Genomic DNA, 24,466 nt, shown 5'->3' with positions numbered 1-24,466 from the left:
ATGACCATATGAGCGAAATGAATAAAAAAAGAGTTGTAGTTACAGGGATCGGAATGCTGAGTTCTTTAGGAAAGAACAAGGAAGACCACATTAATGCTCTGACGGATAACGAGCTTTGTACAAGAAATATAGAGCGGTTTGATGTCAATCATAAGTTTTACAGAAATGATACAGCCTTCTGTATAGATCAGGAATACCTGAGTGAAATTTCAAAAGATGACAAGACCATTCAGTTCAGCTGTGCTGTTCACAGTATCAATGAGGCTGTGGAAGACGCGGGACTTACAAAGGAAGATCTGAAGAATGCTGCCCTGGTAGTTGGCTCATCAATTGGCTCCGGACATAGTTTTACAGAATACTATAAAGAATTTATCGAGACTCGTGAGCTTACTCATGATCTGCTCTCTCTGTCATCTCATTCTGTGCAGACCATTACCGGGGATATTTGCAAGTATTTTGGAATCAGGGGCCAGTCTTCTACCATTTCCACTGCCTGTTCGGCCAGCGCCAATTCTATCGGGAGAGGGCTGGATCTTATAAAAACCGGAAAATATAAAACAGTGATAGCAGGAGGAGTTGATATTTTTTCAGAACTCGCTTTTTCAGGATTCAACTGCCTTCATGCCCTGTCTAAAACATACTGTACCCCTTTTTCCAAAACAAGGGACGGGCTGATGCTTGGGGACGGCTCTGTATTTTTGATTCTTGAAGATTACGATCATGCCGTAGAAAACAATAAAGAAATCTATGCAGAAGTTCTATCTTATTATTTTATGAATGAGGCCCATCATCCTACCGCTTTAAAAGCAGATGGAAGTACAGTGTACAATTGCATGGATGGCGCTCTGCAGAGAGGAGGAATCACCATCAATGAGGTAGATTACATCAATGCCCACGGCACCGCAACACCTACTAATGACGGGAGTGAACTTCTCGGAATCGGCAGGCTGCTGGATCAGGGAGATAAAAAAGACACCCTGTTCATCAGTTCTACAAAAAGCCAGACCGGGCATTGCCTGGGAGCTGCCGGAGCCATGGAAGCAGCCCTCACCATACTGGCCATGAACAATTCGTTTGTTCCGCCCAATTTACTTCCGGATGATCACATCATCATAGATACCCCTGAAAATGTGGTGATCCCCCGCAAAGCTATAAAAGAAAAAATCAATACAGCCATCTCTAATTCATTTGCATTCGGTGGATGTATGACAAGTTTAATATTAAAAAAAAATTAAGAATATGGAAACAGATTTAATCAAAAAAGAAATTAAAGAGATTATCATTGATGTGTTGAAGCTGGACCTTACACCGGATCAGATAGACAACGAAAAAAGCCTTTTCGGGAGTGAAGACGATCCGGAAAGCGGAATCATCCAGGATTCGCTGGTTGTACTGGAAATAGCCACCGTGCTGTCTGAAAAGTACAATATAGATCCTTCGGAATTTAATGAGCAGACCTTTATGAACATTAATTCCCTGGCGGATCTGGTAATAGAAAAAGGAAATCTGATAGAAGAGAAGGTTGAAGACTAAACCGGAACTGCTTTTCTTACCCTTTCCTTCCAGAAAAGATTCAGTGTGTTCATTACGCTGAGGAAGGAATTCAAAATTCAATGTTTCTGCAGACAGAAACGCCCCTCATTTATATTTCAGGAATTGTATTTCTCTATGCTTTTTAAGCATGGGACGGATATAGATATGCTATCAATTTAATCATTGAAGGACTTATTGCAAGTCGTGTTTGGTTCTAAAAATATTATTAACCCCATTTAAATTTAATTTCTTATGAAAAACAAAAATTTAACTAATTCTATCTCTATCGTTGAGCTGGAAGAAAGATTCGAAACTTCTGTTGTTTCTCTGGATGCTGAAAGATGCAGCCGTAACACAGCAGATGTAAGATTAGAAGCTTCTGTTCTTTAAGATGACCATCATCTTCTGATTAAAAAAACTGGTATTAACCCTTAAAATTTAAATTCTCATGGAAAACAAGAATTTATCTAATTCTATCTCTATCGTTGAGCTGGAAGAAAGATTCGAAACTTCTGTTGTTTCTCTGGATGCTGAAAGATGCAGCCGTAACACAGCAGATGTAAGATTGGAGGCATCTGTTGTTTAAGATGATCATAATCTTCTGATTAAAAAAAACTGGTATTAACCCTTAAAATTTAAATTCTCATGGAAAACAAGAATTTATCTAACTCTATCTCTATCGTTGAGCTGGAAGAAAGATTCGAAACTTCGGTTGTTTCTTTAGATATCGACAGATGCAACGATAACAGAGCAGATGTAAGATTGGAAGCTTCAGTACTAAAGTAATTGAAGACCTGACGAAAGTCGTTCCTAATTAAAAAAAATTAAATATTAACCCTTAAAATTCAATTCTCATGGAAAACAAGAATTTAACTAACTCTATCTCTATCGTTGAGCTGGAAGAAAGATTCGAAACTTCTGTTGTTTCTTTGGATGTTGACAGATGCAATGGAAACAGAGCAGATGTTAGACTAGAAGCATCAGTTATTTAAGACCTCTCTATTGTAAGGCGGGGCTGAAGCTCCGTCTTACATTTTTTACCATCAGTACCTCATCATAACAGGTGATAGAGAGAATAAGATTGAAAGAAAAAACTTCGGATAGAAAGTTTTGAGTGACCTGTGATTCATAAGATAATCACTTATATAATGCCAGGATCACATAGCCATACAAAAATTCAGACTTAAATTTTAGTTGTTGATTACATGAATACAAGTGATTTTGATATCATAAAAGATAACGGGAGATATCTGTTGATTATCAACGAGAAATACTACGAAATAAATGAAGTAACCTATACCATCTTTCTGAAGGTGAAGGAAGGACATACTTTTGATGAAATCAGTAAGCTGCTTCACCAAGAGCATGAAATTACCTCAACTCCGGAAGAGCTTCAGAAAAGTATAACGGATATTGTAACTCCGTTGCTCAAAAAAGAAAAAGCCAATAACCTTTCTTTTATGTGGTACAAAGTAGATCTCCTTTTTCCGAAACATTACAAGAAAATAGCAGATGCCCTAAGATTCCTGATCAAACCTTATGTATTCTGGCCGGTTCTGGTAGTCTTTCTTCTGTTCAATCTCTATAAACTGGCATTTTTGCCGCAGCATGATATGAACGGAGAGTACTGTACCAATACCCTGGGCGTATACTTTGTCACCTATCTCTGCTTATTTTTTATCCTTATCATCCATGAGCTGGGGCATGTTACTGCAACACAGTTCTTTAAACAGAAAACCTATTCAATAGGCTTTGGCCTCTACCTTATATTTCCTGTTTTTTATGCAGATGTAACGAATGTGTGGGCATTAAGCCGATATAAAAGGATAGTGGTGAATCTGGGAGGAATTTTCTTCCAGTCCATATTGGGGGTACTGCTGTTTTGCTCTTATACCTATTTAGATCTTAATGATCAGGTTCTGCATGTGCTGCACAATGTATTTATTATCAACGGAATTACGATGCTTGTTAATTTATTTCCGTTTTTCAAGTTTGACGGTTACTGGCTTTACAGTGATCTGTTCAATCTGCCTAATCTCAGTAAAAAATACCAGATGTGCATCAGATTCTGGATGAAAAAGATCATCAGTCCTCTTTCCTCTTTCTTTATTGAAGATGAACGGAAATACATGAATCCCTATAGCCCGCCGCTTATTATTTATTCAGTGCTCAAAGTAGGCGTTAATGTAATGCTGGCTCTGGCGATTATCAATTTCCTGGGAACTTATGTCAATACGTTCGGAAGTATTCTTAAAGTAGGAAATATGGATGCCTGTTCTATCCTTAAGCTGGTCTACAAATTTGCAATTCTGACCCTGCTTCTGATCTATTTTACCAAACTTCTTAAAACATTATACAAAACCGTAAGATCAAAAATATACTGATATGAAAACACTCCATACCAATCCATACGTTCATAAAGAAGAAAATAAATTGGTGAATTCCATTACCGGCGAGAAGCTCCTTTGCGGAGACCGTATTTTTGAAATTATAGATTTCCTGAAAATGCCAAAGCCCTACCGTGAACTGGAAGAAAGATTCGAAGACATCAATGATGATCTGGGCGGTATCCTGAAAACACTCACGGCCAAAAGCTATATTGTTCTGGATAACAACTACAAAGATATCGTTACCCAAATCACACCGCATACTCCTCATTTGTTCAGTCTTCCGTATAAAAGCATGGCTGCTCCTCTTGCGAAAAAATCATTTGGCTTCATCGGCGTGCCCCTTGGAATCGGGAACAAAGAAAATATTCAGTCTTCTCAGCTAGCCAATTCTTTACGGGCGTATACTAAAAAATACGGCCTGGACCTGTCTTCGGCTTCGCAGGTAAAACCGGATGTTTTCGGAGGAACGCATGAAGACTATCTTCAGCTGATGACCGCCATAAAAGAGGGAGAACTTTTCGACTTCGGAAATATATTTTTCAATACCCACGAATCCCCGGGCTTTATGTACGAAAAGATCTATGAAATTTCCAGAACCTGTTTCAAAAAAGAACATCTGGTTCCTTTCTTTATCGGAGGAGATCATTCAATAAGCTATCCGCTTATCAAAGGAGCTATAGATAAATATGGGGATGATCTTTGCGTATTGCACTTTGATGCCCATACAGATACCTACACCTCCAGCTACGATACCATCAGAAATACCGATACGGTACATCATCACGGGAACTTTATGACAAAATGTTTTGAGGATGGGCTAAAGCATGCATTTCAATTCGGGATCCGCGGTCTTGTGAATAACCGTCAGAGTTCAAATGAAAAGCAAACCATCATCTGGGCACACGAAATAAAAAAGGCCCTGAAAAACAACCTTCCGCTAGCCAATATACCGGCAGATAAAAAATTCTACGTGACTTTTGATTTTGATGTACTGGATCCTGCTTTCTTTAATAATACGTCTACACCGGTTATTAATGGATTAACCTTTGATGAGTGCCAGAAACTGATCCGTGATATTCTCACAGATAAAGACATCGTAGGCTGCGATATTGTTGAGGTATATCCGGACAGCAACGACCAGTCTCCGCAGATCGTTTGTCAGATGATGTTCGATCTGATTAATAGCATCCGGAAAAATGCTGATTAAAGAAAGATACAACCGCCACCAGGCAAAAAGGATTGTCTTTCTGAATCCGATGGGAATGGATAGCTCTTACTGGACAGATACTGTGCATGTAAAAGAAGAATTTGAAGGATATGAACTGGTTTTGATCGATTACCCCGGATATCTGGATAACAAAACAGCACCGGAAGATCTTTTTTCAAAGCTCGTGGAAAATCTGAAAACCGAACTTGAACAGCTTGAGCAAAAAGAAACCTTCCTCATCGGCTGCAGCTACGGCGGTAAAGTCGCTATGTATCTGGCTGAGATCTATGACATCAAAAACCTGATTCTCATTGGTACACCGCCCAACGTAGAAGAAGAAGATTTACGGTATTACCGTTCCCTTGCGGAAATTTTACGTAAAGATCTGAACGAATTTTCGGTGAAACTGATAGAATACTGTTACACGGAAAAAGAAAGAAAAGAAAACCCGTTTCTGGCTATTATGTTTCTGTTTTATGTGAAGAGAAACAATCTTAGAGAGGTGATTATCAAACAGCTGAGGCACCTTACGGAAACCACTCAGATCGTGAATAAAAGATTACGTCCCCTGGTCATTGTGGGAAAACAGGATGTCACCCTGAAAAAAGAGTACAGAAAAAAAATATTAAGGATATATCCGTCCTGTCATTTTAAAGAATATGAAGATTTTGGACATTTTACCCTTAACAATAACCCAAAAGCAATAGAGATAATAAAAAAAACACTGCACCATGAACAATAATATAAACCGGGTATACGAAGTAAGGAAATCTATAAAAGAAGTCACTGCACAGAAGGAGATCAAAAAGAGAGAAGAGGAACAGACGAAGGATTTTCACTTTATGTCCGCCAATTTAAGCCGTTTTATGCCTGAAATCCCAAAAGAAGACCACTGGGAGCTTTATCTGGATATTATAACGACCATGAGGCTGAGAGAATTTGATCTTACAGAAATTCAGCAGTTTTCTGATCAGGTAGGAAAAAATCTGGATTCTGAAATGGATCCCGAGCCTAAAATATACATTACCTGCCATCTGGGATTCTGCAAAGCGGCCATCAGTGTTCTGATTCTGAACGGAATTGATAAAATTGCCCTGATTGTTGATGAAAATACCTATAACAAACAGGCAAAAACAATTTTGGAAATCAACGAACGTTTCTGTAAAATGTTCCAGGTGACCAACAGCCTTAAGGTCATCAATGTAGAAAAAGCCAATACGGTGATAGAAATATCCCAGCTGATCAAAAAAGGCTATTCATTATATGCCTATCTGGACGGAAACTCAGGTTATAAAGGGGTATACAATAAAGAAAAAACCATTAAAGTAGATTTCCTGGCAGATCATCTTTATTCGCGGACCGGGCTGGCCAAAATCGCTTACTTTACAAAAACACCGATAGTGCCTTTCATCACTTATTATTCGGAAGATAAGCTTCATCCGCATGTTCATTTCTTTGAAGAGATTCCTGTAGAAAGTACCGTAAATATCGATGATTTTGCAGACAGAACAATCCGGCAGATTTATTCCCATTTCGAAAAGTACATCAAAAAATACCCGAATCAGTGGGAAGCCTGGTTCTACCTTCACAAATATCTTTCAAATGATATTCTTCTGAATAAGGATCAGACCATAGATATTCTTCAACTTGGGAAAAAAGATATTGAAAGCGGCCATTTTGCGGTTTTTAAAATAGATGATAATGCTTACCTGTTCGACAGGCTGTGTTACAATGTATATCCTGTAAGCCATGAACAGTTTACCCTTCTGAAAAACCAATAGATATGTTTAAGAAATTATTGATAATAATGGTTTTTATACAGAACTGTTATTATGCACAAACCCATATTTCAGGTGTTGTTGTAGATGAATACAATAAACCTATTGAAAACGTAAATATTTTTATAGACGGAACCCTCTTCGGAACTTCTTCTGATCAGAAAGGTGTTTTTGCTTTTGAAGCAGAGTCGGACAAACTGGGTCAGTTTAAAATCATTTTTCAGAAAGATGGTTACGATCATGGAGAAGAAGAATACAAAGTAAAACCGGGTGAAATGAATCTGGGCAAGACCACTTTGTATAAAGGCCGGACCACCGGAATAGAAGGCATAAGCATTATCAAAGGGAAAAAAAACGGCGACGGGCAGCTGTCTGCATTGAGTCCTCTGGACCTTATCCTGACCCCTAATTCCCTGGGAGACGTAATGGCTGCTGTAATTAAATCCTATCCGGGAGTACAGCTTAACCCTAATGACGGAAGATTATTCGTAAGAGGAGGTGACCAAAATGAATCTGCAGTAATGATCAACAACATGCTCATGAGCAGCCCGTTTGGAACCGCAGGGCCAAGTATTCCTGCGAGAAGCCGTTTTTCCCCGATGATTTTCAGCGGTGTTTCTTTTGCAACATCCGGATTTTCCTCAGAATATGGACAGGCGCTGTCGAGTATTTTATCACTCAACACCAAATCTAATGACGTAGATAAGGAGCTTGAAATGTCTGTAAAAAGCGTTGGAGCAGATGTGTCTATGACCAATAAAATCAATGATAACCTTACCTTGATGACTAAGGTAGAATACCTGAACCTGAAGCCGTACAGAGCTGTGTTTCCTTCAAGATATCACTGGAATAAAGATTATAATATGACAGGCGGTGAACTGGCAGCTACCTATAAGATCAAAAACGGATATATAAAATCATATAACCGGTTTGATTACACGACCTTCGATTATCAGAGAGATGACATTGCCATTTCAAATAATATGGTTAATACCGTATTGTACGAAGGAAACATCTATTCCAACCAGACCATTAATCTGAATCTGGATAAGGTGAAGTTTTTTTCCGGGATAGCCTACAATTTCAATAAAAGGAATATTGCGGGAATATTCTCCGAGAACGACAGATCCAAGGTGGATAATAACATGTTACACATTAAATCCCAGCTTTCTTTCACGCCTGTAAAGAACCTGAACAGCACATTTGGGGTGGAATTTATTAACGTACATTATTTTATAGACTATGCTGACGGAAATAATACCAAAAACAGGCTGGACAGATCCATCGACAACAATGTTATTGCCTTCTTTTCTGAAAATTCCTATAAATTCAAAAAAGGATTTTCTTTGAATGCAGGAATCAGACAGGATTATTATTCCTATACAAAAGATGTGAAAATCTCTCCGAGAATCAGGGGAGAATACAAAAGTCCGAACGGAATCAAGTATTCCCTGTACTACGGGCAGTATTATCAAAGCCCGCGCAACGGAGACCTTGTCTTCGATTTCAAGAGCAACCTTAAAAGCGAAAGAGCAGAGCAGTATGGGGTGAACATTTACTATGAAAAAAACAACAGGACTATTTTTGTAGATGCGTTTAAGAAAAAATACAGTGACCTGACCAAATTCGTCTATGCACCAAATTCAAGACAGCCTATTAATTTTAACAATGACGGGTACGGATATGCAGAAGGAGTGGATGTGTTCTTCTATGACAAAAAGACTTTCAATAATTTTGATTACAGAATATCTTACACCTATCTGAATTCCAAAAGAGACTATCAGAATTATCCAACGCTGGCTACGCCGCCTTTTTATTCCAGGCATAACCTTACAGTCAATACACAGTTCTGGCTGAATGCAGTCAACAGTATGGTAGGGTTATCTTATTTATTTTCCAGCGGTGAACCTTATACCAACCCGAACAGCAAAGACGGATTTCAGAACTCAAGAATAAAACCATATAATTCTGTAAATCTGAATCTTACCTATCTGTTTTCAAATAAATTTTATATCCATGGATCCGTTTCCAATATATTTAATTTCAAAAATATAGCAGGATATAACTACGGAGATTTGCAGAGCAACGGAATGCGCCAGGAGCAGATGATTCTTCCGGTATCCGACAGATTCTACTTCCTGGGTGTGTTTTACACCATCGGAGGTTCCAAATCAACCAAAGATAAAGTGAAAGATTTATAAAAATAACCCGATCGCTGATCGTTTAATATCAAAAAAACAAGAACATGAAACAGCTCATTTTTTTATGTATTTTAATTTTTAACTTCAGTCATTCCCAGCAGAAGAAAAATGTATCTATTTCTTTTACCACTTCTGAGTCTAAAAAAGGGACACTGTATATTGCCGTGTATGATAATTCAGAAAAATTTCTCCAGACTGCGGTTGCCCGGTTCAAAACCAATTATAACGGAAGCAAAAAACATTTTGTGATCAAAGATCTGGAGGTGGGAAAATCTATTTCCCTGTCTGCCTACCTTGATGAAAACGCGGATGGCAAGCTGGATAAAAATTTCCTCGGAATACCTCTTGAACCTTACGGATTCTCTCAGAATGCAAGGGGATCATTTGGCCCTCCGAAATTTGAAGAAGCCTCATTTACGGTGAAAGCAAACAACTCAATAACAATAAATCTAAAATAATGAAAACACGAATTTATCTTATCCTGTTTTTAATTTTTGCAGGTACGGCTGTACATGCACAAAATTCATCCATCGAAAAAGAAACTCAGGAGGTAGTCCTGAAATCTCTTGAAAATCTGGAAAAAGAATATTCTGTGGAATCTCTTCGTAAAGAATCGCAGATGATGGAGAGACTCAGCAGCAAATATAAGAATGACTGGGGCGCTAAATATTATCTTATTTACTTTAAACTGCTGATCCTGAGAGACAGCAAAAGTGAAGAAGAAAAAAATAATATTTTCAGTTTCTGTTCCCAAAATATCGGCCAGCTGATTGATATGAGCAAGAATAACAAAGAGAAAAGCGAGGCTTATGCATTAAAAGGGTTCTTGTTTTTATCAGCTGTAAGTATGGATCCTATGAAAAACGGTCCGCAGTATTCCGGAGAAGTGAACAGTGCATTTGAAACGGCTATAAAAATAAACAACAATCCCAGAGCACTATTCCTGAATACCTTATTCAAAGAAGGAATGGCCCAATTCCTTAAATCCAAATATCCGGATTTGTGTAAAGAACTTTTCCTGGCCAATAAATACTTTGCAGAAGATTTGGGAGAAGTAAAAAGACTGACGAATATTTACCCTACCTGGGGAGGTTCTGTAGTGGCCAATAAGATTATTCAAAGCTGCAGCTGTAAAAATGAGTAATACGGCTGCAAAAAAGCTGAATTTCTCTGTCCGGAATACCGTTTTATTTTGCTTTTTAATTTTTTTTATGCAAATGATTCCAGCGCAAACCTATGCAAAAAAAGATGTTCTTCATGATCTGAACTATTTTGAAACCGTTATTAGGTCTCATCCTTTATACAATGATCATCTGGACGGCCCGGAAATTTCTGAGATTATTTCTGCCGCACAAAAAGACATTCAGACAGATTCGATATCATTTTTCCGGTATAGAATTATTCTTGGGAAAATATTTTATAAGCTGGGTTGTATCCATACCGGAGTTACAAAACCACGGCTGGCACCCGAAAATAGATTGACTTTGGAAGTGATGAAAAATAATGGCTTTTTCATTACTGCGGGAGCTGACAAAAAATGGATAGGCAGCAAAATCATTAGCATTAACAATATTCCCATCGAAAATATTTTTAGTAATCTCAATCAAATGATGGGAACTGATGGAGGAGGAAGCGGTTTTGGAGAATATTTTTTTATAAGGAATTTTTCTGTTCTCTTGGAAGAGTACTTTGCGAAAAATGATACCATTACTGTTCTGACCGGGGCGGGAACTTTTGATCTTCAAAAAGTTCCGCTGCCGGAAAGAACTGATACCGCCTTACCCGCCAAAGCGAAAACTTCTTCAACAGTATCGCTGGGGACAAACAGTGTGCAGATGGCGGGGAAAACCGGGATACTTAAAATTTCAGGCTTCGATGGCCCGTCAAAAAGATTCTTCAGAAAAGCATTTAGATTTTTTAAAGAAAATAATACGGAAGATCTGATCATTGATTTGAGGGGAAACTTAGGAGGCAGTATGAGATCTGCCATGTTTCTGTGTCAGAATCTTGTCTCTGAGCCTATCGGATATGATATTGACTATAGAAAAAGTGATCTTTTCAGCTATTTAAATACAAAAGGAAAGCTGTATTTCGCCCTGTCTAAAGTAAAGTATACTTTTGAAAATATCTTTACATCAAAAAAAATTGATGCAGATACAAGAGCGTATATGTACCGATACAAACCTTTAAAAGACAATACTATAAAATCGGTAAAGATCCTTACAGACGAAGGTACCGCATCTTCATCCACCATGTGCGTGACCATTTTAAAAAGAAAACTGGAGAATGTAAAGATTATAGGAAGCAGACCTTCCGGAGGATACAACGGTAACAATGGCGGGGCATTTCCCACAGTAACACTGCCGAAAACCAAAGTAGAGGTGAAAATTCCGTTGTACAGAATTGTCTTAGACAGAAATTCCACACAAAGACAGGGAATCCCCCCGGATCTGGAAATGGAACCCGATATTGAAAGCTTCCTTAATAATAATGATGATATCCTGAGAAAGGCTCTTGATATGCATTGATCATTGTGATAATCTTTTTATCTTTCTTGTTCAAATGTCCCCTATGAAAAACAGCATTACATTATTTCTTATTCCGATATTTTCGTACGCCTTGTATTCCGTGGTGTCATATCATTTCGAAACCATTATGAAGTTTTTCGATGGGTATATCCGATTTCCGCTGCTGTCTTATTTTCTGGTGTATGTTCTGGCTGTTATTCCGTTGTTGATTTCACTGCGGATCATAGCCGGTAAAAACATGTTTGAGACCATCGGTCTTCATCCGCGCGGCCTGGTAAAAGGAATTGGGCTTTCCTTATTGTTTATCCTTCCCATGGCTTTGTACGGACTCCTTTTCAGTAAGCTGAATATTCAGATAGATCCTGCCAATCTCTTTGCCAAAAGCTTTCTGGCCGGATTGTTTGAAGAGATCATCTATAGGGCTTTCATCTTTGGAATTCTGTTTAGGTTTGTCAGATTAGGATTTGTGCCCTCGGTAGCGGTGGCTTCATTTATTTTTGCATTGGGACACCTTTATCAGGGAACGCAGATGATTGATCTCATAGAAATTTTCACCCTCACTTTCCTGGCTTCTATCCTGTATGCATGGCTTTATACGGAATGGAATTTCAATCTTTGGGTGCCCATTATTCTTCATTCTTTTATGAATCTGATTTGGATGGTCTTTAATTTCGATGATACGGTAATAGGATCATGGGGTGCTAATATTTGCAGATTCTTAACCGTTGGTTTCTCTGTGGTTTATACCATCCGTTTTAAACTGAAAAATGAAATTCCTCTGTCCGTAAATCGGAAAACGCTCTGGAAATTCAATTCTGAGAAATATTCAGATCAAATCAAATAACAATATTCAATGGATGAACGTAGAATTCGTCAGGAAAATTAATGCCCAGACACAGATTGATTATCAACAATTTAATCCCTGTATACGATTTAACTTTTGATTATAAATAGCTTTTGATTATGAAATTTATCAAGCTGCCGATTGAATTTTTAATTTGATTTTGCACTACATTTGAGGTATGAAAAAATTGGAATCAAGAGAGGATATTGAGCATCTCGTTAATTCATTTTACGCTAAAGTCGTTAAAGATGAGACGATTGGTTTTTTCTTTAATGATGTAGCCAAAGTAGACTGGGACAAGCACCTCCCGAAAATGTATTCATTCTGGGAATCTATTCTTTTCGGGCAGATGAGCTATAAAGGAAATCCTATGGGCGTCCATTTTCCCATCAACGAAATCCAGGCTATGGAGCAAAAGCATTTTGACCAATGGCTAAAGCTGTGGAGAACCACTATCGAGGAAAATTTCGCAGGAGAAAATGCGGACACCGCTATTTACAAATCTGAGAATATTGCCAAGCTGATGGCGTTTAAAATGGAGCTGGCGAGGAGACTGTGATATAAGTTTGAGAGTCGGAGTGTTTTGGGGTTGAGAGTTTCGGAATGCGGGTTTTCGAGATGCGGGATACGAGATTTTGGATTCGAGTTATAGATTTTGGATTAAAAAACGGAAACTCCAGAAAAGCTGACTTTTTCTAACTTCTAATTTCTAACATCTAACTTCTAGAATCTAATTAAGGAACAATGACCGTGAAAATGTAAGCAGCAAGATTCACCAATAAGACCGTTCCATAGAGAATATTTGTTTTTCCGCGGCTTAAAGAGAGCATCACAATAAATACGGATAGCGAAAGCAGGATAATATCTTTTTTATCAAGTCCCAATACCAGAGGAATATCATACACAATACAAACGGTAGATACCGCCGGAATCGTGAGTCCGATACTCGCCAATGCAGATCCCAATGCCAGATTCAAACTGGACTGTATCTGGTTGCTTCTTGCCGCACGGATGGCTGCCACACCCTCGGGAAGCAGTACAACTCCCGCAATAATAACCCCAACCAAAGATTTCGGCGCTCCAATACTCTGTACCATGCCTTCAATGGTTCCGGAAAGACCTTTAGCCATTAAAACGACAATAATCAGACATACAACGAGAAAGCCAAAACTTATCAGCGTTTTATTCAGGGAAGGAATATAATGTTCTTCGGGATGTTCATCAGGAACAATAAAATAGCTTCTGTGACGCACCGTCTGTACCATCAGGAAAACTCCGTAGATCACAAGACAGGCAATGGAAATAAATATAAGCTGGGCTTCGTTATAAAATGGCCCGTTGACACTTGAAGTAAAATTGGGAAGAACAAGGGTAAGCACCAGAATGGAAACAATACTTACCAGATAGGTGGTTGCAGAAGTTCTTGCGAAGAACTGTTCATGGTATTTCACACCACCCACGAGGATACAGATCCCCAGAATTCCGTTAAGAATAATCATGACGGCAGCAAAAACGGTATCTCTTGCCAGCGTGATCGCCTGATCTCCGCCGGCCACCATGAGTGAGATGATGAGTGCGACTTCAATAATGGTGATACAAAGGGCAAGAATAATGGTTCCGAACGGCTCCCCTACTTTATGAGCCACCACTTCTGCGTGATGCACTGCGGATAAAACACTTCCGGTGAGCAGAAGCCCTGCAATAATGTCATTGATAACTCCACCGCCCATCAGGCCGGAAAAGTAATACCCCACTGCCAGAACAGGGAAAATATACGTATAATGTAAAAGTTCTTTTAATCTCATAAAGTGTCTACAAAATACAAAAAATCTATGAAATTTGAAATATCAAAAGAAAATATTAATGATATTTTAATGTAATAAGGAAGGAAGCCAGAAGCACGAAGAGGGAGGTTATTGAAGTCGGAAATGACAGCTACTCCCCTATTTTTATTCTTTTAAATCCTGCTTTATTACTTATTATGGCATTAATTGATCTTGAAACCCAATATTAACTTCCAGCTTCCCTCCTCCATCTTCCTTCCCCTTAGTGAGGCCACAGGTTAAAATCCAGAAAATCCGTCAGCATATGAAACAAAAGACCAATGGCTGCAATTCTGATATTTCCTTTAAAAAACAGCAGCAAAAAATACACCGCAATAGCATAATAGGAATGCAAAATATGAAAACCTATACTATTTCTTGAAGGATCAAAAACAGGATTGGCAAAAATATGATCCAGATCTACCAGCATGGTGGCCAGCATAATAAGATACGCCTTTTTCCAGTTTTTGCGGAAAAACACCAATGCAATGAAAACCGGAAAAACCAGATGTAGAAAATAGTGTGTGATGGATTTCAGTAATGCAATATCAGATAAGGCCATGAGCAGTCTGTCTTTAATACGGTTTCTGCAAATTTACCATCTTAAAATTAAAGGCAGCGTCCCTTTCTTTGCTTTAATTTTCAGCCAGTACGTCCGGGCTTTATTTCCGTAATAAATATATTCTACGTCTGAGATAATTCTTTTCTCTGCCGGCGATAAACTGCTTAAAGAATTCAGCAATAAAGGATTGTTCCTGATCAGAATATAGTTTTCTTTAATTTTCGGGGATAATGATATCGGCTTTCTGGTAGATTTCACGGTAATTCCTTCATTGCTTTTATCAATACGGTTAGGCTGGAAAGGGATCGCGGTGAACTGATTCTGATCGTTGATCCATTTTTTATGCTGAAAATACGCCCACGTTTTTTCCGGAGCAGCGGTTTGAAGGTCCATCACATAGTTAGGCTGGATAATTTTCTGAAAGGTCTTTTTTTCCACTTCATTAAAATTATCATCATACTCATAGCTAATGATGGTATCATTCACCTGTTCTATATCTGCTGCGGCTTTAAAATAACTGATCCCGGAAGAGTCTCCAATGCTTTTATTAAAAAGAGATGTGTAATTTCTGATGTTTTCTGCATCTAATTCTGCGTCTAAAAAGAAATTTTTCTGCTGCAGTTTAGAATCTATTGAGGTTAAATTTTGTGGGTTGCCCGTATTCTTTATCTCTATTTCGTCCTTTTTCAAATCAATGGAAAAGCTTTGAATGCTCTTTCCGGAAATAAAAGAAATACTTCCTAAGGAGTTATGGATAAACTGTTCTGCATTCAGTGTATTTTTTTCAGAAGATTGAAATAGCTGCTGACTGATCTTGTTAAAAGCTAAAGCTGAGGTTCCCACCATACAGTATTCACCTTCAATTTTAACAAAAATCTGGTCTTTTTGGAAGATATTTTCGCCTTTGCTGACGAACTGATGGCTTTTTAAATAAGCTGAGAATTTCTCCGCATTCTTAAGCTCAAGCACGGTGTACCATTCGGAAAACCTTGTATTTTTCAGGTGGAAAACCTGTAAGAAATCCGGAATTCTGATCCCTGAATCTTTTAACGAAACGGTTTTTTGATCTTTTGTTTTGCTTCCCGACCACCTGGAAGGATGGGTAATCAGGCTTGAAATATATTGTCTCGTTAATTTTTTTACATCAATTAAAACGACTGCATCTGCATTTTCAGGAACAAATTTCAATGTTTTGTTCTTATAAAAAAACACAAACCATACCGCAGCGGCGAGTAAAAGAATTAACGGGACAATAAGTTTCTTTTTGTTCATTTATAGGATTTGAGGCTTTTTTTCTGCTTCATTGATTTTATAGATCTCATCAAACAGATCGAAGAAATACATCAGACTGTTTTCGGAAGAGTTTTTAATTTTATAATCAATTTCCGTTTCTACGCTGTCGCCTTTCACCTCTGTTCTGTAGTACATTTCCCCTACATTTTTTCTGAACAGATCCAGTGATTTTCGCTCTGAAGGTGTTTTAAATTCCTTCTCTAAACCAATTAAAAGTTTCTGAACATCCAGTCTTCCTGACAACGGATATTTAGATGAATCTTTTGCCCACTGCTTGGAAACATCCGACTGGCTCTGAGCCGAAAGGTTGTCTGTAGAACTTGTAAGATAAACAATCCCGTCTTTTACCACAAAATACAGCTGATCCATATACCCGTCTCCTTTTTCGTCTTTAAAAGAGTAAATGTTTCCGGCTTTTGAGAAATTTTTCGATAAATGTTTGTTGGTAGACAATACATTGAAAACACGGTTCCAGTAACCTTCATTTTCCGTAGCAAAAGCAAAGGTAAAATTAGGAACGGCTACATCTTTGGTTTTCTTCACTTCCTTCTCATTGTAGTTTTCATCATATTCGTAGTCGGTGTATTCTACCTGTTTGGATTTCAATTCATTCAGAACAAAAATTCCGTTTCCTGGAGCTATTTTGGTAATGGCTTCTTCATCAAGAATGATCTTCATGGTTTCCATCATCAGTTCCATTTCTTTTTTGTACTCGCCGTCTCCGGAATCCTGAAGCAGGTTGTACATCATGTCAAAACATTTTGACCCGTTGACGTTCATCACATAATAACCCACACTTTTGTCATTGATCAATGCCGCCAGCTTTTTGTTTTTCTTTCCTTTATAAACGGATGAAATTGTTTTCTGGGTTTCTGAATTTTTATGCTGGTAATTGTTCACCAGCTTTACTTTATCCTTATCAAAATATAAGTTGTAGTACGAATTGGAATCATAGGCATTTCTGAAAAACTGCCCAAACTCAAAACGCTTCATCATTTTCCCGTAAATCCCGTCGTTCATAAGCTTTCCGTAATATGTGTAGACATATGCATCAGAATTCGGATCTCTGAATGTGAGCATTGCTTTAGGAACTTCAATTTCCAGACTAGAGCTGAAATACTGATCAAATCTTCCTTCTGCAATTTTCTTTACAATTTTGAAATCTTCTCTGCGTATAGAATCCAGTTCTTTCTGGTATGATGAATCTATTTCCGCTTCTGCATACTCCTCTTCCTGCGGATACATTTCGGTTTCCCCCTCAGAATGCTGCGTATCTACGTTTTCCTTTGGATATTTATGGTGTTTCTCCAGGTATTTGATGTCCTTCTGGATCCTTGTAATTTCCTTATTATTTTCCTTGATGCTCTCTTTTAAATATTTGATCTCGTCTTTCAGCATCACGATTTCTTCCTTATAATCAAAAGGCAGCTCCGGTTCGGTCACATAAGCACTGTCTACAATAGCTGCAACGGCACTGTCGGCTACAGCAGCAATACTGTCTACATTTTCCTCAGTCAGGAGATCTTTGTACGGCTTGGTATAATTCACCATGCTTAAAACCGCACGGTCGTTGTTCCATGCTACAAAAACATCATCATCTATATCCACATAAGAGTAGTTTTTTTTCTGGGAAATTTCTAATCCTTTTTTCTTGGTAGAATTGATGAATTCCTGAAACTTCGCTTTGTTATCGATGATAAAATGCGTTGTATAAGTCTGTATGGAATCGTTAAAGCTCGCGTAGTGATATTGCGTGGCATCATATTTAATTCCCGTCTTGGAATAATCATTCCATGAAGAATTTTCTTTGTTTTTCTTGCTTAATTCATGCAATAAAGGATTAAGCTTCTGCCAGTTGATCTTTTGGTTAAGCTGCTTCCCGTTGATCTCCATATAAAATACGACATCGTTTGGGATTTTCATGCTGTTTTGAGCAAAAGCAAGCATAAAACCAAAAAGTATGAAGGCAATTGTTTGTGTTTTTTTTACTATAGATTTCATGGTTGAGTGTTAAAATTATTGAAATAATAGGGTGTTTTGTAGTTGTTTCTTCTGAAAGATAAGATCCAGAATTTCCGCTTCCAGCTTGACTGCTTTTTTATTCGGGGCCAGCACATAAGCGCTGTTTGTCTGGGATTTTACAGTATTTTCAAACTGCATCACGGAGGTATACTTTGCATTGTTAAAGACCTCTTTGTCTGCCTTTCCCATTTTGTCGTAATCCGCTTTGAAAGTATTGACCTTATTTCTGGTAAATGATTTTTTCTGAAGATTCTGGCTGTAGATCTGGGTTGGAATCATTTTTCCAAGGATATTTTTGGCTTTAAGCTGTTCCAGACCGGCGTTGATATTTTCGATTTTCTTAAAATTACAGCTCAGTTTAAGGATGTAATTATCAAAATCCATTGAAGTTTTCACATTGGTGATTCCGGGTGTGCCTTTGAATATTCTGGATGCTTCATTGATTTTATCTTCAATTTCAGCCTTTTTGGGAACTTTTTTTCCGTTGATGGTCTCCATTTTTGAAATAGAAGCCAGCCTTGTTTTGCTTTTACTCGCGTTAAGGATAAGGGTATACTCCCCGCTTCCATCAGCTTTGACATTCACTTTATCTAAAATATCAAAACAGCTGCTCAGCAGCAACAAAGGCAGAAGCAGTACCAACAGCTTCATAAAATTTTTCATAATTGAGTTTTAAAACACAAAACTACTTAATTCCGGTTGAAAATACTTTATGAAGTCCGTTATTTCACTGAAAACAGCTATTTTTTTAAATCCTGCCTTTCAGATAATCCTGCCTTACTTCTTCGTCCAGTTTTTCAATGGCGTATCTCAGGCTGGTTCGCGGCATTTCGTGGTAATGTTTATTCAGAAAAGAGATCAGCTCTGCTTCATTTTTCTCACCCATTTCCCGCAGCAGCCAGCCATTGGCCTTGTGCATCAGGTCATGAGTATGGAAGAGGTTTTTGGTGACAAATTCTTTAGTAAGCTCAAACGAACCCTTTTTCACATAATGCATGGTCCCAACTACGGCAATTCTCTTATGCCACATTTCTTCAGAATCCGAAAGGTTTCTCAACAGCTCTTCTTTACCGTTTTCAAAAGCATATCTGCCAAGAATTTTGTAACAGCTCGAATCCACAAGATCCCAGTTATTCACATACGGAAGATGGTCCAGATAAAACTGGATGATCTCTTCTTTCACTGCTTTATCCTTCGTTTTTTCAAACCTGGAAATCAGCATGAAAAGTGCGGTAAGCCTGTGCTCATGATATTTTGAAGACAGCAGAGTGCTCAGGTCCTGAAGGCTTATTTTTGAATAATATTCTTTAGCCACCAATCGCTGATCCGGAACTTTTACGCCTAAAAACAAGTCTCCTTCGCCATATTCTCCTTTCCCCGTTTTAAAGAATTTAGGAAAAAATGCCGCTTTTTCCGGGATAGACAACACGGCTAATGCTTCTTGTATTTCTTTGATTATTCCTTTCATCTGAATCCTCCTACAAGTTTCACAAATATTTTTTTAGCTCCCATAGAATAAACAGTAAGCATACTTCCATCCGGCAAAAACTTCATATTCTGTTTAAAATCTGCAGCAGTTCCATAGCCTCTCAAATTATCAATCTGGGAAGTAACATCCCCAGGCCAGATCACACAGATAGGTGAATCCTCTGAATTCCCGTCCCCGCTTCTGTTAATGGTATTAATTATAGCATTATACTGGGTCACAGCCAGCTCATTTCTGGTCTTATCATCTAAAGCATCGTAAATATGTGCCATATGGCTCAATATAAATTTATTCAACGGGTCTTTTGAATAGGCAGCCTCAGCTTTGGCCAGAATTTTCTGAGCTTTACTTTTTGAAGGTTTCTTTTCTGCAATTCTCCAGATTTCTTTGTAATCATCATTATAATCTGACATTTCATTACCGGAGCTCATAAAACGGCTCCCGTAATAAAGCAAATTCATCTGCTGCTGGGTAAGGCTTTCCGGATCCTTTTTGAAGGTCTCTAAATAAGTATTGTATTCCTGAGGGTTCTCTGTGACATTCTTTTTAATTTCCTCAACATTGATCTGAGAAAAATATGACCCAAAGCTCAGAATAAAAATAATCTGAAATAACTTATTCATATTAACTTGTGTTGTGTTTTTTATTTATAATTAAGCATGCTCATCTGCCACAATACCCTCCTGCGCTTCCTCTTCTTTTGCAATGGCTTTCGGATTGGCAACTTTAGCAATGGTAAGTCCCTGAACAATTATCGAGAAAACGACTACGCAGTAAGTGATGCTCAGGATAATTTCACTGTATTCACTTTTAGGAATGGACATCGCCAAAGCAATGGAAACACCCCCGCGGATTCCTCCCCAGACCAGAACTTTTACCGTCTGCGGACTGAATCTTGTTCTCATGGACATAAATCTGGTAGGTACCCAGATTGAAACCAGACGCGCAATTAAAACAACGGCAATGGCCAGAAGACCGGGAACCATAAAATGTTTTAAATCTTTAATCATCAATAGCTCAAACCCGATGAACAGGAATAATACGGCATTGAGAATTTCGTCAATCAGCTCCCAGAATTTAATCAGATAATCCTGAGTAACGGATTTCATTTTAAACCTGACATTGAAATTACCCATGAATAAACCTGCGGCAACCATCGTCAACGGTCCTGAAATATGCATCTGTCTGGCGATAAGATATCCGCCCATTACCACAGAAAGCGTTACCAGAACGGAGATAATATAATCATCCACTTCACGCATCAGCCTTGAGGTGATCCATCCCAGTAATACCCCAAGCAGAATTCCTCCGCCTGCTTCTTTCATCAGGAGGAGGCCGATACTTTCAACCCCAAGATCCACTTCCTTACCGACAGCCAGCTGTAAAACCACTGTAAATACCACTACCGCCATACCGTCATTGAAAAGAGACTCTCCGGCCACTTTTGTCTCAAGTGATTTGGAAACATTGGCCTGTTTCAGGATACTCAAAACCGCTACAGGATCTGTAGGCGAAATAAGCGCTCCGAAAACCAGACAGTAGATAAACGGCAGCTTGATTCCTAAAAACGGCAGCAGATAAAACATCCCGAATCCTACCACAAACGTAGAAATCACGACTCCTGCCGTGGAAAAAATAAGGACCGGCCGGAACTGTTCCTTCAGGTCATTGATGTTAATATGGATTCCTCCTGCAAAGAGCAGGAAATTAAGCATGGCTCCCATCAACACCTCCGTAAAGTCTATACTGTTCATTAATTTGTTCAGGTGTCCGAAAGTTCTTGGCAGCACTGTTTCCCCAAACATCACCAGAAAAATGGAAACCACAATGGCAATCACCATGATCCCGATGGTACTCGGAAGTTTAAGAAATCTGTAATTGAGATACGCAAAAATTGATGCCAATACTATTAAGGCTGAAAATGAATAATATAACTCCACTAAGTGTTTTTTTAATTAATTTATAAGTCTAAATAAAGTATTTTAATGTACAGCTTACGCCCGTCTTTTTCCCAGATATCAAACATTCCGTCTTTGGTGGGTTGGGATCCTCTCACATAATCTTTCCCGATATTGAGGATATTCAGCAGAATATACTCGTCTCCTACAGAATTCACCAGATAAGCGGTTTTCTCAGAAGTTCCGTCCCCCGAATTTTTCATCCCTTCAGTAAGCGTTCGAAACTGGCTCAGGTGATGCATAAAATTGCTTCCGTCTTTCTGGGAGTCGTATGCTCTGAGCAGCACAAGAAGAACATCCAGATTCGTAGGATCTTTTCCGTAAAGAACCTTGCCCTGTTTGATGCATTCCTCAAAATTTTCCTGTTTAAATGCTTCCGCCAGGTTTTTAAAGCTGTCATCCGCCGTAGAAACCTTATCATCTCTGAAATTTCTTCCGTAGTAAAGATACTGTGCTTCAATACTGTCAAGGGATTTCGGGTATCCTTTGTACTTAAAGATCAGCTTCTCATATTTGTATGGAGAATTAGGATCTGTAAGACTTTTTTCAATGCTTTTCAAATCGACTTTTGATTTCTGGCTGAACCCAAAAACCGAAAATAAAACCATGAACAGAACGAAATGACACTTCATTAATCGTTGTTTTCTTCTTCTTCGTCGTTATCGAAATATTCGAAAAGGAAATCATTATACGGGAATCTGGAGATATGGATTTTCATCACCTCATCGTAAATCATTTTCTTCATTTCCGGGAAGTTTTCCTTCGTTAAAGCCGAAATAAAAACGGTAGGATATTTAGATTTCCCCATCCATGTCTTCTTCCATTCTTCCAGAGAAATATTCTTTTTGGTAGACGGCGTCAGATCATCTTCGTCTTTTTTATCGTAGCTGAAATCATCAATTTTATTAAAGATCATGATCATCGGTTTCTGATGGGCATTGATCTCCATTAAAGTCTGATTCACGGATTCTACCTGATCTTCAAAGCTTTCATGGGAAATATCGGCAACGTGAATAAGCAGATCTGCCTCACGCACTTCATCCAGTGTAGATTTAAAAGATTCTACAAGCTGTGTAGGAAGTTTTCTGATAAAACCAACCGTATCCGTAAGCAGAAACGGTAAATTTCCGATCACTACTTTTCTCACAGTCGTATCTAGGGTAGCAAATAATTTGTTTTCCGCAAAAACCTCAGATTTGGAAAGCGCGTTCATCAGGGTAGATTTTCCAACGTTGGTATATCCTACCAAAGCGGCACGCACTACTTTTCCACGGTTATTTCTTTGGGTAGCCATCTGTCTGTCGATGGTTTTCAGTTTATCTTTTAACAGGGAAATCCTGTCGCGGATGATACGGCGGTCAGTTTCAATTTCCGTTTCTCCGGGACCTCTCATCCCGATTCCCCCTTTCTGGCGCTCAAGGTGGGTCCACATCCTTGTCAGACGTGGTAAAAGATATTGATATTGGGCCAGTTCCACCTGAGTTCTCGCATAGGAAGTCTGTGCTCTCTGGGCAAAAATATCAAGGATAAGGTTCGTCCTGTCCAGGATTTTCACTTCCATCTCTCTTTCAAGATTCTTCAGCTGGGAAGGAGACAGCTCATCATCAAAAATGACGGTTCCGATCTCGTTTTCCTTTACATATTCTTTTATTTCCTGTGCTTTTCCACTTCCGATAAAGGTTTTGGAATCCGGCTGGGTGAGTTTCTGAGTAAACCTCTTTTGAACCGTTGCACCAGCAGTGAAGGCCAAAAATTCCAGTTCATCCATATATTCCGTAAGCTTATCCTCATCCTGATGTTGTGTAATAACACCCACTAAAACTGCTTTTTCGTAACTATGTTCTTTCTTATCTAGCATTAATTTCTGTCTATGTTTGTGATTTTCACAAGATACCAATTTTCAGAAAAAAAACAAAACCATTTTTCAATCTTCAGTATTTTTTAATGTTAATTTAAGTTGACATAACTTTTATTTTGCAAAAAATTAATAACTTTATGAAGCAGATTTATAAAAAATAAACAATAAAAATTGTAAATCCTGTAAAAACTAACACCGAAATCATGAATTCCCGTATTAAATGTATGATCATTGATGATGATGAGCTGGACAGGCTTGTTCTTCAGCATCACATCAGACAGTATGATAATATTGAAATTATTGCGTCTTTCAATTCGGCGGAAAAGGCTGTCCCTTACCTTGAATTCCCGATAGATCTTCTCATCTGCGAAGCCAAACTCCCAGGCATGAGCGGGCTGGAATTCCGGAAGCTGGCCTGCAAAATTCCGGCGTGCATCTTTGTAAGCAGCCACCCGGATCTGGCGGCGGAAGCTTTTGTCATTGACGCCCTTGATTTTGTCACCAAACCTCTTAACGCAGCACGGTTCCACCACTCGATCGAGAAAGTTTTCAATTTCTTCGAAATGAAGGAAAAATGCGACTGCTTTGATGCTCTCCTCGGCGAAAACTGTATTAAAATCAAAGAAAACGGCAATACTTCACAAGTCAGACTTACAGATATTCTTTATCTGGAAGCTTTAAAAGATTATACAAGACTCGTTACCCACGAGAAAAAACACTGTATTCTGGATTCCATTGGAAACCTGCTTCATAAAAGCTTCTTCGACTCTTTCATCAGAATACACCGCAGCTATGCCGTACCCCGCCATTTCATCCGCAGCAAAAGCAGCCATGAGATAGAGCTGATTCACCAGATCAGGCTTCCTATTGGCCGGACGTACAAAGAAAGCCTCTCTTTCCTTGACCCTTAATCCCTGAGTACCAACATTTTTCCGATAAAATGCCGTTGGTCGATTTTTTTTACCGTTAGTCTATTTTCCTCC

At 38.5% G+C, this 24,466-nt stretch carries 27 protein-coding genes; 17 read left to right on the top strand and 10 right to left on the bottom strand.

Annotated features, from left to right (window positions below; genetic code table 11):
- The first annotated feature begins 17 nt into the window (after window positions 1–17).
- The 16 genes from JET18_RS13020 to JET18_RS12945 all read left to right on the top strand — a co-directional run bounded on the left by JET18_RS13020 (window position 18) and on the right by JET18_RS12945 (window position 13,040).
- A complete protein-coding gene (locus JET18_RS13020; protein WP_202091696.1) occupies window positions 18–1,235 on the top strand; it encodes a beta-ketoacyl-[acyl-carrier-protein] synthase family protein in 1,218 nt (405 codons plus the stop codon).
- Between the two features lie 4 nt (window positions 1,236–1,239).
- On the top strand, window positions 1,240–1,533 hold the full coding sequence (locus JET18_RS13015) for an acyl carrier protein (RefSeq protein WP_048505070.1): 294 nt from the start codon (window positions 1,240–1,242) through the stop codon (window positions 1,531–1,533).
- A 252-nt stretch (window positions 1,534–1,785) separates the two neighbouring features.
- Window positions 1,786–1,923, top strand: coding sequence for a hypothetical protein (locus JET18_RS13010; protein ID WP_202091694.1), 138 nt, complete (start codon window positions 1,786–1,788; stop codon window positions 1,921–1,923).
- Between the two features lie 58 nt (window positions 1,924–1,981).
- Window positions 1,982–2,119: a hypothetical protein gene (locus tag JET18_RS13005; RefSeq protein WP_202091692.1), complete on the top strand. Its 138-nt coding sequence runs from the start codon at window positions 1,982–1,984 to the stop codon at window positions 2,117–2,119.
- 59 nt (window positions 2,120–2,178) lie between these two features.
- Window positions 2,179–2,319: a hypothetical protein gene (locus JET18_RS13000; protein ID WP_202091690.1), complete on the top strand. Its 141-nt coding sequence runs from the start codon at window positions 2,179–2,181 to the stop codon at window positions 2,317–2,319.
- A gap of 68 nt (window positions 2,320–2,387) precedes the next feature.
- Window positions 2,388–2,525: a hypothetical protein gene (locus JET18_RS12995; RefSeq protein ID WP_202091688.1), complete on the top strand. Its 138-nt coding sequence runs from the start codon at window positions 2,388–2,390 to the stop codon at window positions 2,523–2,525.
- A 213-nt stretch (window positions 2,526–2,738) separates the two neighbouring features.
- Window positions 2,739–3,917 carry a M50 family metallopeptidase gene (locus tag JET18_RS12990; RefSeq protein ID WP_202091685.1) on the top strand — a complete coding sequence of 393 codons (1,179 nt, stop codon included), beginning with the start codon at window positions 2,739–2,741 and terminating at the stop codon, window positions 3,915–3,917.
- A gap of 1 nt (window position 3,918) precedes the next feature.
- Complete coding sequence (locus JET18_RS12985; protein WP_202091683.1) at window positions 3,919–5,130, top strand: arginase family protein; 1,212 nt, start codon at window positions 3,919–3,921, stop codon at window positions 5,128–5,130.
- Complete coding sequence (locus tag JET18_RS12980; protein WP_202091681.1) at window positions 5,120–5,872, top strand: alpha/beta fold hydrolase; 753 nt, start codon at window positions 5,120–5,122, stop codon at window positions 5,870–5,872. The genes JET18_RS12985 and JET18_RS12980 overlap by 11 nt, the downstream gene beginning before the upstream one ends.
- Window positions 5,862–6,911 (top strand): LpxL/LpxP family acyltransferase, encoded by a 1,050-nt coding sequence (locus JET18_RS12975; RefSeq protein WP_202091679.1) that lies wholly within the window; start codon window positions 5,862–5,864, stop codon window positions 6,909–6,911. The genes JET18_RS12980 and JET18_RS12975 overlap by 11 nt, the downstream gene beginning before the upstream one ends.
- Window positions 6,912–6,913: 2 nt before the next feature.
- Complete coding sequence (locus tag JET18_RS12970) at window positions 6,914–9,109, top strand: TonB-dependent receptor (protein ID WP_202091677.1); 2,196 nt, start codon at window positions 6,914–6,916, stop codon at window positions 9,107–9,109.
- Between the two features lie 44 nt (window positions 9,110–9,153).
- The gene (locus JET18_RS12965) at window positions 9,154–9,567 is read left to right on the top strand and encodes a DUF2141 domain-containing protein (protein ID WP_202091675.1); all 414 of its coding nucleotides are present in this window, start codon (window positions 9,154–9,156) and stop codon (window positions 9,565–9,567) included.
- The gene (locus JET18_RS12960) at window positions 9,567–10,253 is read left to right on the top strand and encodes a hypothetical protein (protein WP_202091673.1); all 687 of its coding nucleotides are present in this window, start codon (window positions 9,567–9,569) and stop codon (window positions 10,251–10,253) included. The genes JET18_RS12965 and JET18_RS12960 overlap by 1 nt, the downstream gene beginning before the upstream one ends.
- 67 nt (window positions 10,254–10,320) lie before the next feature.
- A complete protein-coding gene (locus tag JET18_RS12955) occupies window positions 10,321–11,637 on the top strand; it encodes a S41 family peptidase (RefSeq protein ID WP_202091671.1) in 1,317 nt (438 codons plus the stop codon).
- Between the two features lie 43 nt (window positions 11,638–11,680).
- The gene (locus JET18_RS12950) at window positions 11,681–12,481 is read left to right on the top strand and encodes a CPBP family intramembrane glutamic endopeptidase (protein ID WP_202091669.1); all 801 of its coding nucleotides are present in this window, start codon (window positions 11,681–11,683) and stop codon (window positions 12,479–12,481) included.
- A gap of 178 nt (window positions 12,482–12,659) precedes the next feature.
- A complete protein-coding gene (locus JET18_RS12945) occupies window positions 12,660–13,040 on the top strand; it encodes a group III truncated hemoglobin (RefSeq protein ID WP_202091667.1) in 381 nt (126 codons plus the stop codon).
- Window positions 13,041–13,215: 175 nt separating this feature from the next.
- On the opposite strand, the gene JET18_RS12940 is transcribed toward JET18_RS12945, so the two are convergent.
- The 10 genes from JET18_RS12940 to hflX form a co-directional block, all read right to left on the bottom strand.
- The gene (locus tag JET18_RS12940; RefSeq protein WP_202091665.1) at window positions 13,216–14,286 is read right to left on the bottom strand and encodes a calcium:proton antiporter; all 1,071 of its coding nucleotides are present in this window, start codon (window positions 14,284–14,286) and stop codon (window positions 13,216–13,218) included.
- Window positions 14,287–14,527: 241 nt separating this feature from the next.
- Window positions 14,528–14,866: a DUF6122 family protein gene (locus JET18_RS12935; RefSeq protein WP_202091663.1), complete on the bottom strand. Its 339-nt coding sequence runs from the start codon at window positions 14,864–14,866 to the stop codon at window positions 14,528–14,530.
- 33 nt (window positions 14,867–14,899) lie between these two features.
- Window positions 14,900–16,138, bottom strand: a complete 1,239-nt coding sequence (locus JET18_RS12930; protein ID WP_202091661.1) for a hypothetical protein — start codon at window positions 16,136–16,138, stop codon at window positions 14,900–14,902.
- Window positions 16,139–18,082, bottom strand: a complete 1,944-nt coding sequence (locus tag JET18_RS12925; RefSeq protein WP_228728547.1) for a hypothetical protein — start codon at window positions 18,080–18,082, stop codon at window positions 16,139–16,141.
- 93 nt (window positions 18,083–18,175) lie between these two features.
- Window positions 18,176–18,844, bottom strand: a complete 669-nt coding sequence (locus JET18_RS12920; RefSeq protein WP_202091657.1) for a hypothetical protein — start codon at window positions 18,842–18,844, stop codon at window positions 18,176–18,178.
- 85 nt (window positions 18,845–18,929) lie between these two features.
- The gene (locus tag JET18_RS12915; RefSeq protein ID WP_202091655.1) at window positions 18,930–19,649 is read right to left on the bottom strand and encodes a DNA alkylation repair protein; all 720 of its coding nucleotides are present in this window, start codon (window positions 19,647–19,649) and stop codon (window positions 18,930–18,932) included.
- Window positions 19,646–20,290 carry a DUF4919 domain-containing protein gene (locus tag JET18_RS12910; protein ID WP_202091653.1) on the bottom strand — a complete coding sequence of 215 codons (645 nt, stop codon included), beginning with the start codon at window positions 20,288–20,290 and terminating at the stop codon, window positions 19,646–19,648. The genes JET18_RS12915 and JET18_RS12910 overlap by 4 nt, the downstream gene beginning before the upstream one ends.
- A gap of 30 nt (window positions 20,291–20,320) precedes the next feature.
- Complete coding sequence (locus JET18_RS12905; protein ID WP_202091652.1) at window positions 20,321–21,607, bottom strand: cation:proton antiporter; 1,287 nt, start codon at window positions 21,605–21,607, stop codon at window positions 20,321–20,323.
- Window positions 21,608–21,627: 20 nt separating this feature from the next.
- Window positions 21,628–22,257 carry a DUF4919 domain-containing protein gene (locus JET18_RS12900; RefSeq protein WP_202091651.1) on the bottom strand — a complete coding sequence of 210 codons (630 nt, stop codon included), beginning with the start codon at window positions 22,255–22,257 and terminating at the stop codon, window positions 21,628–21,630.
- Complete coding sequence (gene hflX / locus JET18_RS12895; RefSeq protein ID WP_202091650.1) at window positions 22,257–23,483, bottom strand: GTPase HflX; 1,227 nt, start codon at window positions 23,481–23,483, stop codon at window positions 22,257–22,259. The genes JET18_RS12900 and hflX overlap by 1 nt, the downstream gene beginning before the upstream one ends.
- 203 nt (window positions 23,484–23,686) lie before the next feature.
- On the opposite strand from hflX, the gene JET18_RS12890 reads away from it, so the two are divergent.
- Window positions 23,687–24,394 (top strand): LytR/AlgR family response regulator transcription factor, encoded by a 708-nt coding sequence (locus JET18_RS12890; RefSeq protein WP_202091649.1) that lies wholly within the window; start codon window positions 23,687–23,689, stop codon window positions 24,392–24,394.
- The last annotated feature ends 72 nt before the right edge of the window (window positions 24,395–24,466 follow it).

The sequence above is a fragment of the Chryseobacterium endalhagicum genome (assembly GCF_016745235.1).
Taxonomy (GTDB): Bacteria; Bacteroidota; Bacteroidia; order Flavobacteriales; family Weeksellaceae; genus Chryseobacterium; species Chryseobacterium endalhagicum.
This window is presented reverse-complemented; position numbering and strand designations above follow the sequence as displayed.

What these genes read in the sequence shown, in the direction of transcription:
- JET18_RS12930 (WP_202091661.1), bottom strand. Translation starts at nt 16,138, where the DNA reads ATGAACAAAAAGAAACTTATTGTCCCGTTAATTCTTTTACTCGCCGCT.
- JET18_RS12950 (WP_202091669.1), top strand. Translation starts at nt 11,681, where the DNA reads ATGAAAAACAGCATTACATTATTTCTTATTCCGATATTTTCGTACGCC.
- JET18_RS12990 (WP_202091685.1), top strand. Translation starts at nt 2,739, where the DNA reads ATGAATACAAGTGATTTTGATATCATAAAAGATAACGGGAGATATCTG.
- JET18_RS12965 (WP_202091675.1), top strand. Translation starts at nt 9,154, where the DNA reads ATGAAACAGCTCATTTTTTTATGTATTTTAATTTTTAACTTCAGTCAT.
- JET18_RS12890 (WP_202091649.1), top strand. Translation starts at nt 23,687, where the DNA reads ATGAATTCCCGTATTAAATGTATGATCATTGATGATGATGAGCTGGAC.
- JET18_RS12980 (WP_202091681.1), top strand. Translation starts at nt 5,120, where the DNA reads ATGCTGATTAAAGAAAGATACAACCGCCACCAGGCAAAAAGGATTGTC.
- JET18_RS13010 (WP_202091694.1), top strand. Translation starts at nt 1,786, where the DNA reads ATGAAAAACAAAAATTTAACTAATTCTATCTCTATCGTTGAGCTGGAA.
- JET18_RS12945 (WP_202091667.1), top strand. Translation starts at nt 12,660, where the DNA reads ATGAAAAAATTGGAATCAAGAGAGGATATTGAGCATCTCGTTAATTCA.
- JET18_RS13005 (WP_202091692.1), top strand. Translation starts at nt 1,982, where the DNA reads ATGGAAAACAAGAATTTATCTAATTCTATCTCTATCGTTGAGCTGGAA.
- JET18_RS12915 (WP_202091655.1), bottom strand. Translation starts at nt 19,649, where the DNA reads ATGAAAGGAATAATCAAAGAAATACAAGAAGCATTAGCCGTGTTGTCT.
- JET18_RS12940 (WP_202091665.1), bottom strand. Translation starts at nt 14,286, where the DNA reads ATGAGATTAAAAGAACTTTTACATTATACGTATATTTTCCCTGTTCTG.
- JET18_RS12975 (WP_202091679.1), top strand. Translation starts at nt 5,862, where the DNA reads ATGAACAATAATATAAACCGGGTATACGAAGTAAGGAAATCTATAAAA.
- JET18_RS12970 (WP_202091677.1), top strand. Translation starts at nt 6,914, where the DNA reads ATGTTTAAGAAATTATTGATAATAATGGTTTTTATACAGAACTGTTAT.
- JET18_RS13000 (WP_202091690.1), top strand. Translation starts at nt 2,179, where the DNA reads ATGGAAAACAAGAATTTATCTAACTCTATCTCTATCGTTGAGCTGGAA.
- JET18_RS12910 (WP_202091653.1), bottom strand. Translation starts at nt 20,290, where the DNA reads ATGAATAAGTTATTTCAGATTATTTTTATTCTGAGCTTTGGGTCATAT.
- JET18_RS12995 (WP_202091688.1), top strand. Translation starts at nt 2,388, where the DNA reads ATGGAAAACAAGAATTTAACTAACTCTATCTCTATCGTTGAGCTGGAA.
- JET18_RS12935 (WP_202091663.1), bottom strand. Translation starts at nt 14,866, where the DNA reads ATGGCCTTATCTGATATTGCATTACTGAAATCCATCACACACTATTTT.
- JET18_RS12920 (WP_202091657.1), bottom strand. Translation starts at nt 18,844, where the DNA reads ATGAAAAATTTTATGAAGCTGTTGGTACTGCTTCTGCCTTTGTTGCTG.
- JET18_RS13015 (WP_048505070.1), top strand. Translation starts at nt 1,240, where the DNA reads ATGGAAACAGATTTAATCAAAAAAGAAATTAAAGAGATTATCATTGAT.
- JET18_RS12985 (WP_202091683.1), top strand. Translation starts at nt 3,919, where the DNA reads ATGAAAACACTCCATACCAATCCATACGTTCATAAAGAAGAAAATAAA.
- hflX (WP_202091650.1), bottom strand. Translation starts at nt 23,483, where the DNA reads ATGCTAGATAAGAAAGAACATAGTTACGAAAAAGCAGTTTTAGTGGGT.
- JET18_RS12960 (WP_202091673.1), top strand. Translation starts at nt 9,567, where the DNA reads ATGAAAACACGAATTTATCTTATCCTGTTTTTAATTTTTGCAGGTACG.
- JET18_RS12900 (WP_202091651.1), bottom strand. Translation starts at nt 22,257, where the DNA reads ATGAAGTGTCATTTCGTTCTGTTCATGGTTTTATTTTCGGTTTTTGGG.
- JET18_RS12925 (WP_228728547.1), bottom strand. Translation starts at nt 18,082, where the DNA reads ATGAAAATCCCAAACGATGTCGTATTTTATATGGAGATCAACGGGAAG.
- JET18_RS13020 (WP_202091696.1), top strand. Translation starts at nt 18, where the DNA reads ATGAATAAAAAAAGAGTTGTAGTTACAGGGATCGGAATGCTGAGTTCT.
- JET18_RS12955 (WP_202091671.1), top strand. Translation starts at nt 10,321, where the DNA reads ATGCAAATGATTCCAGCGCAAACCTATGCAAAAAAAGATGTTCTTCAT.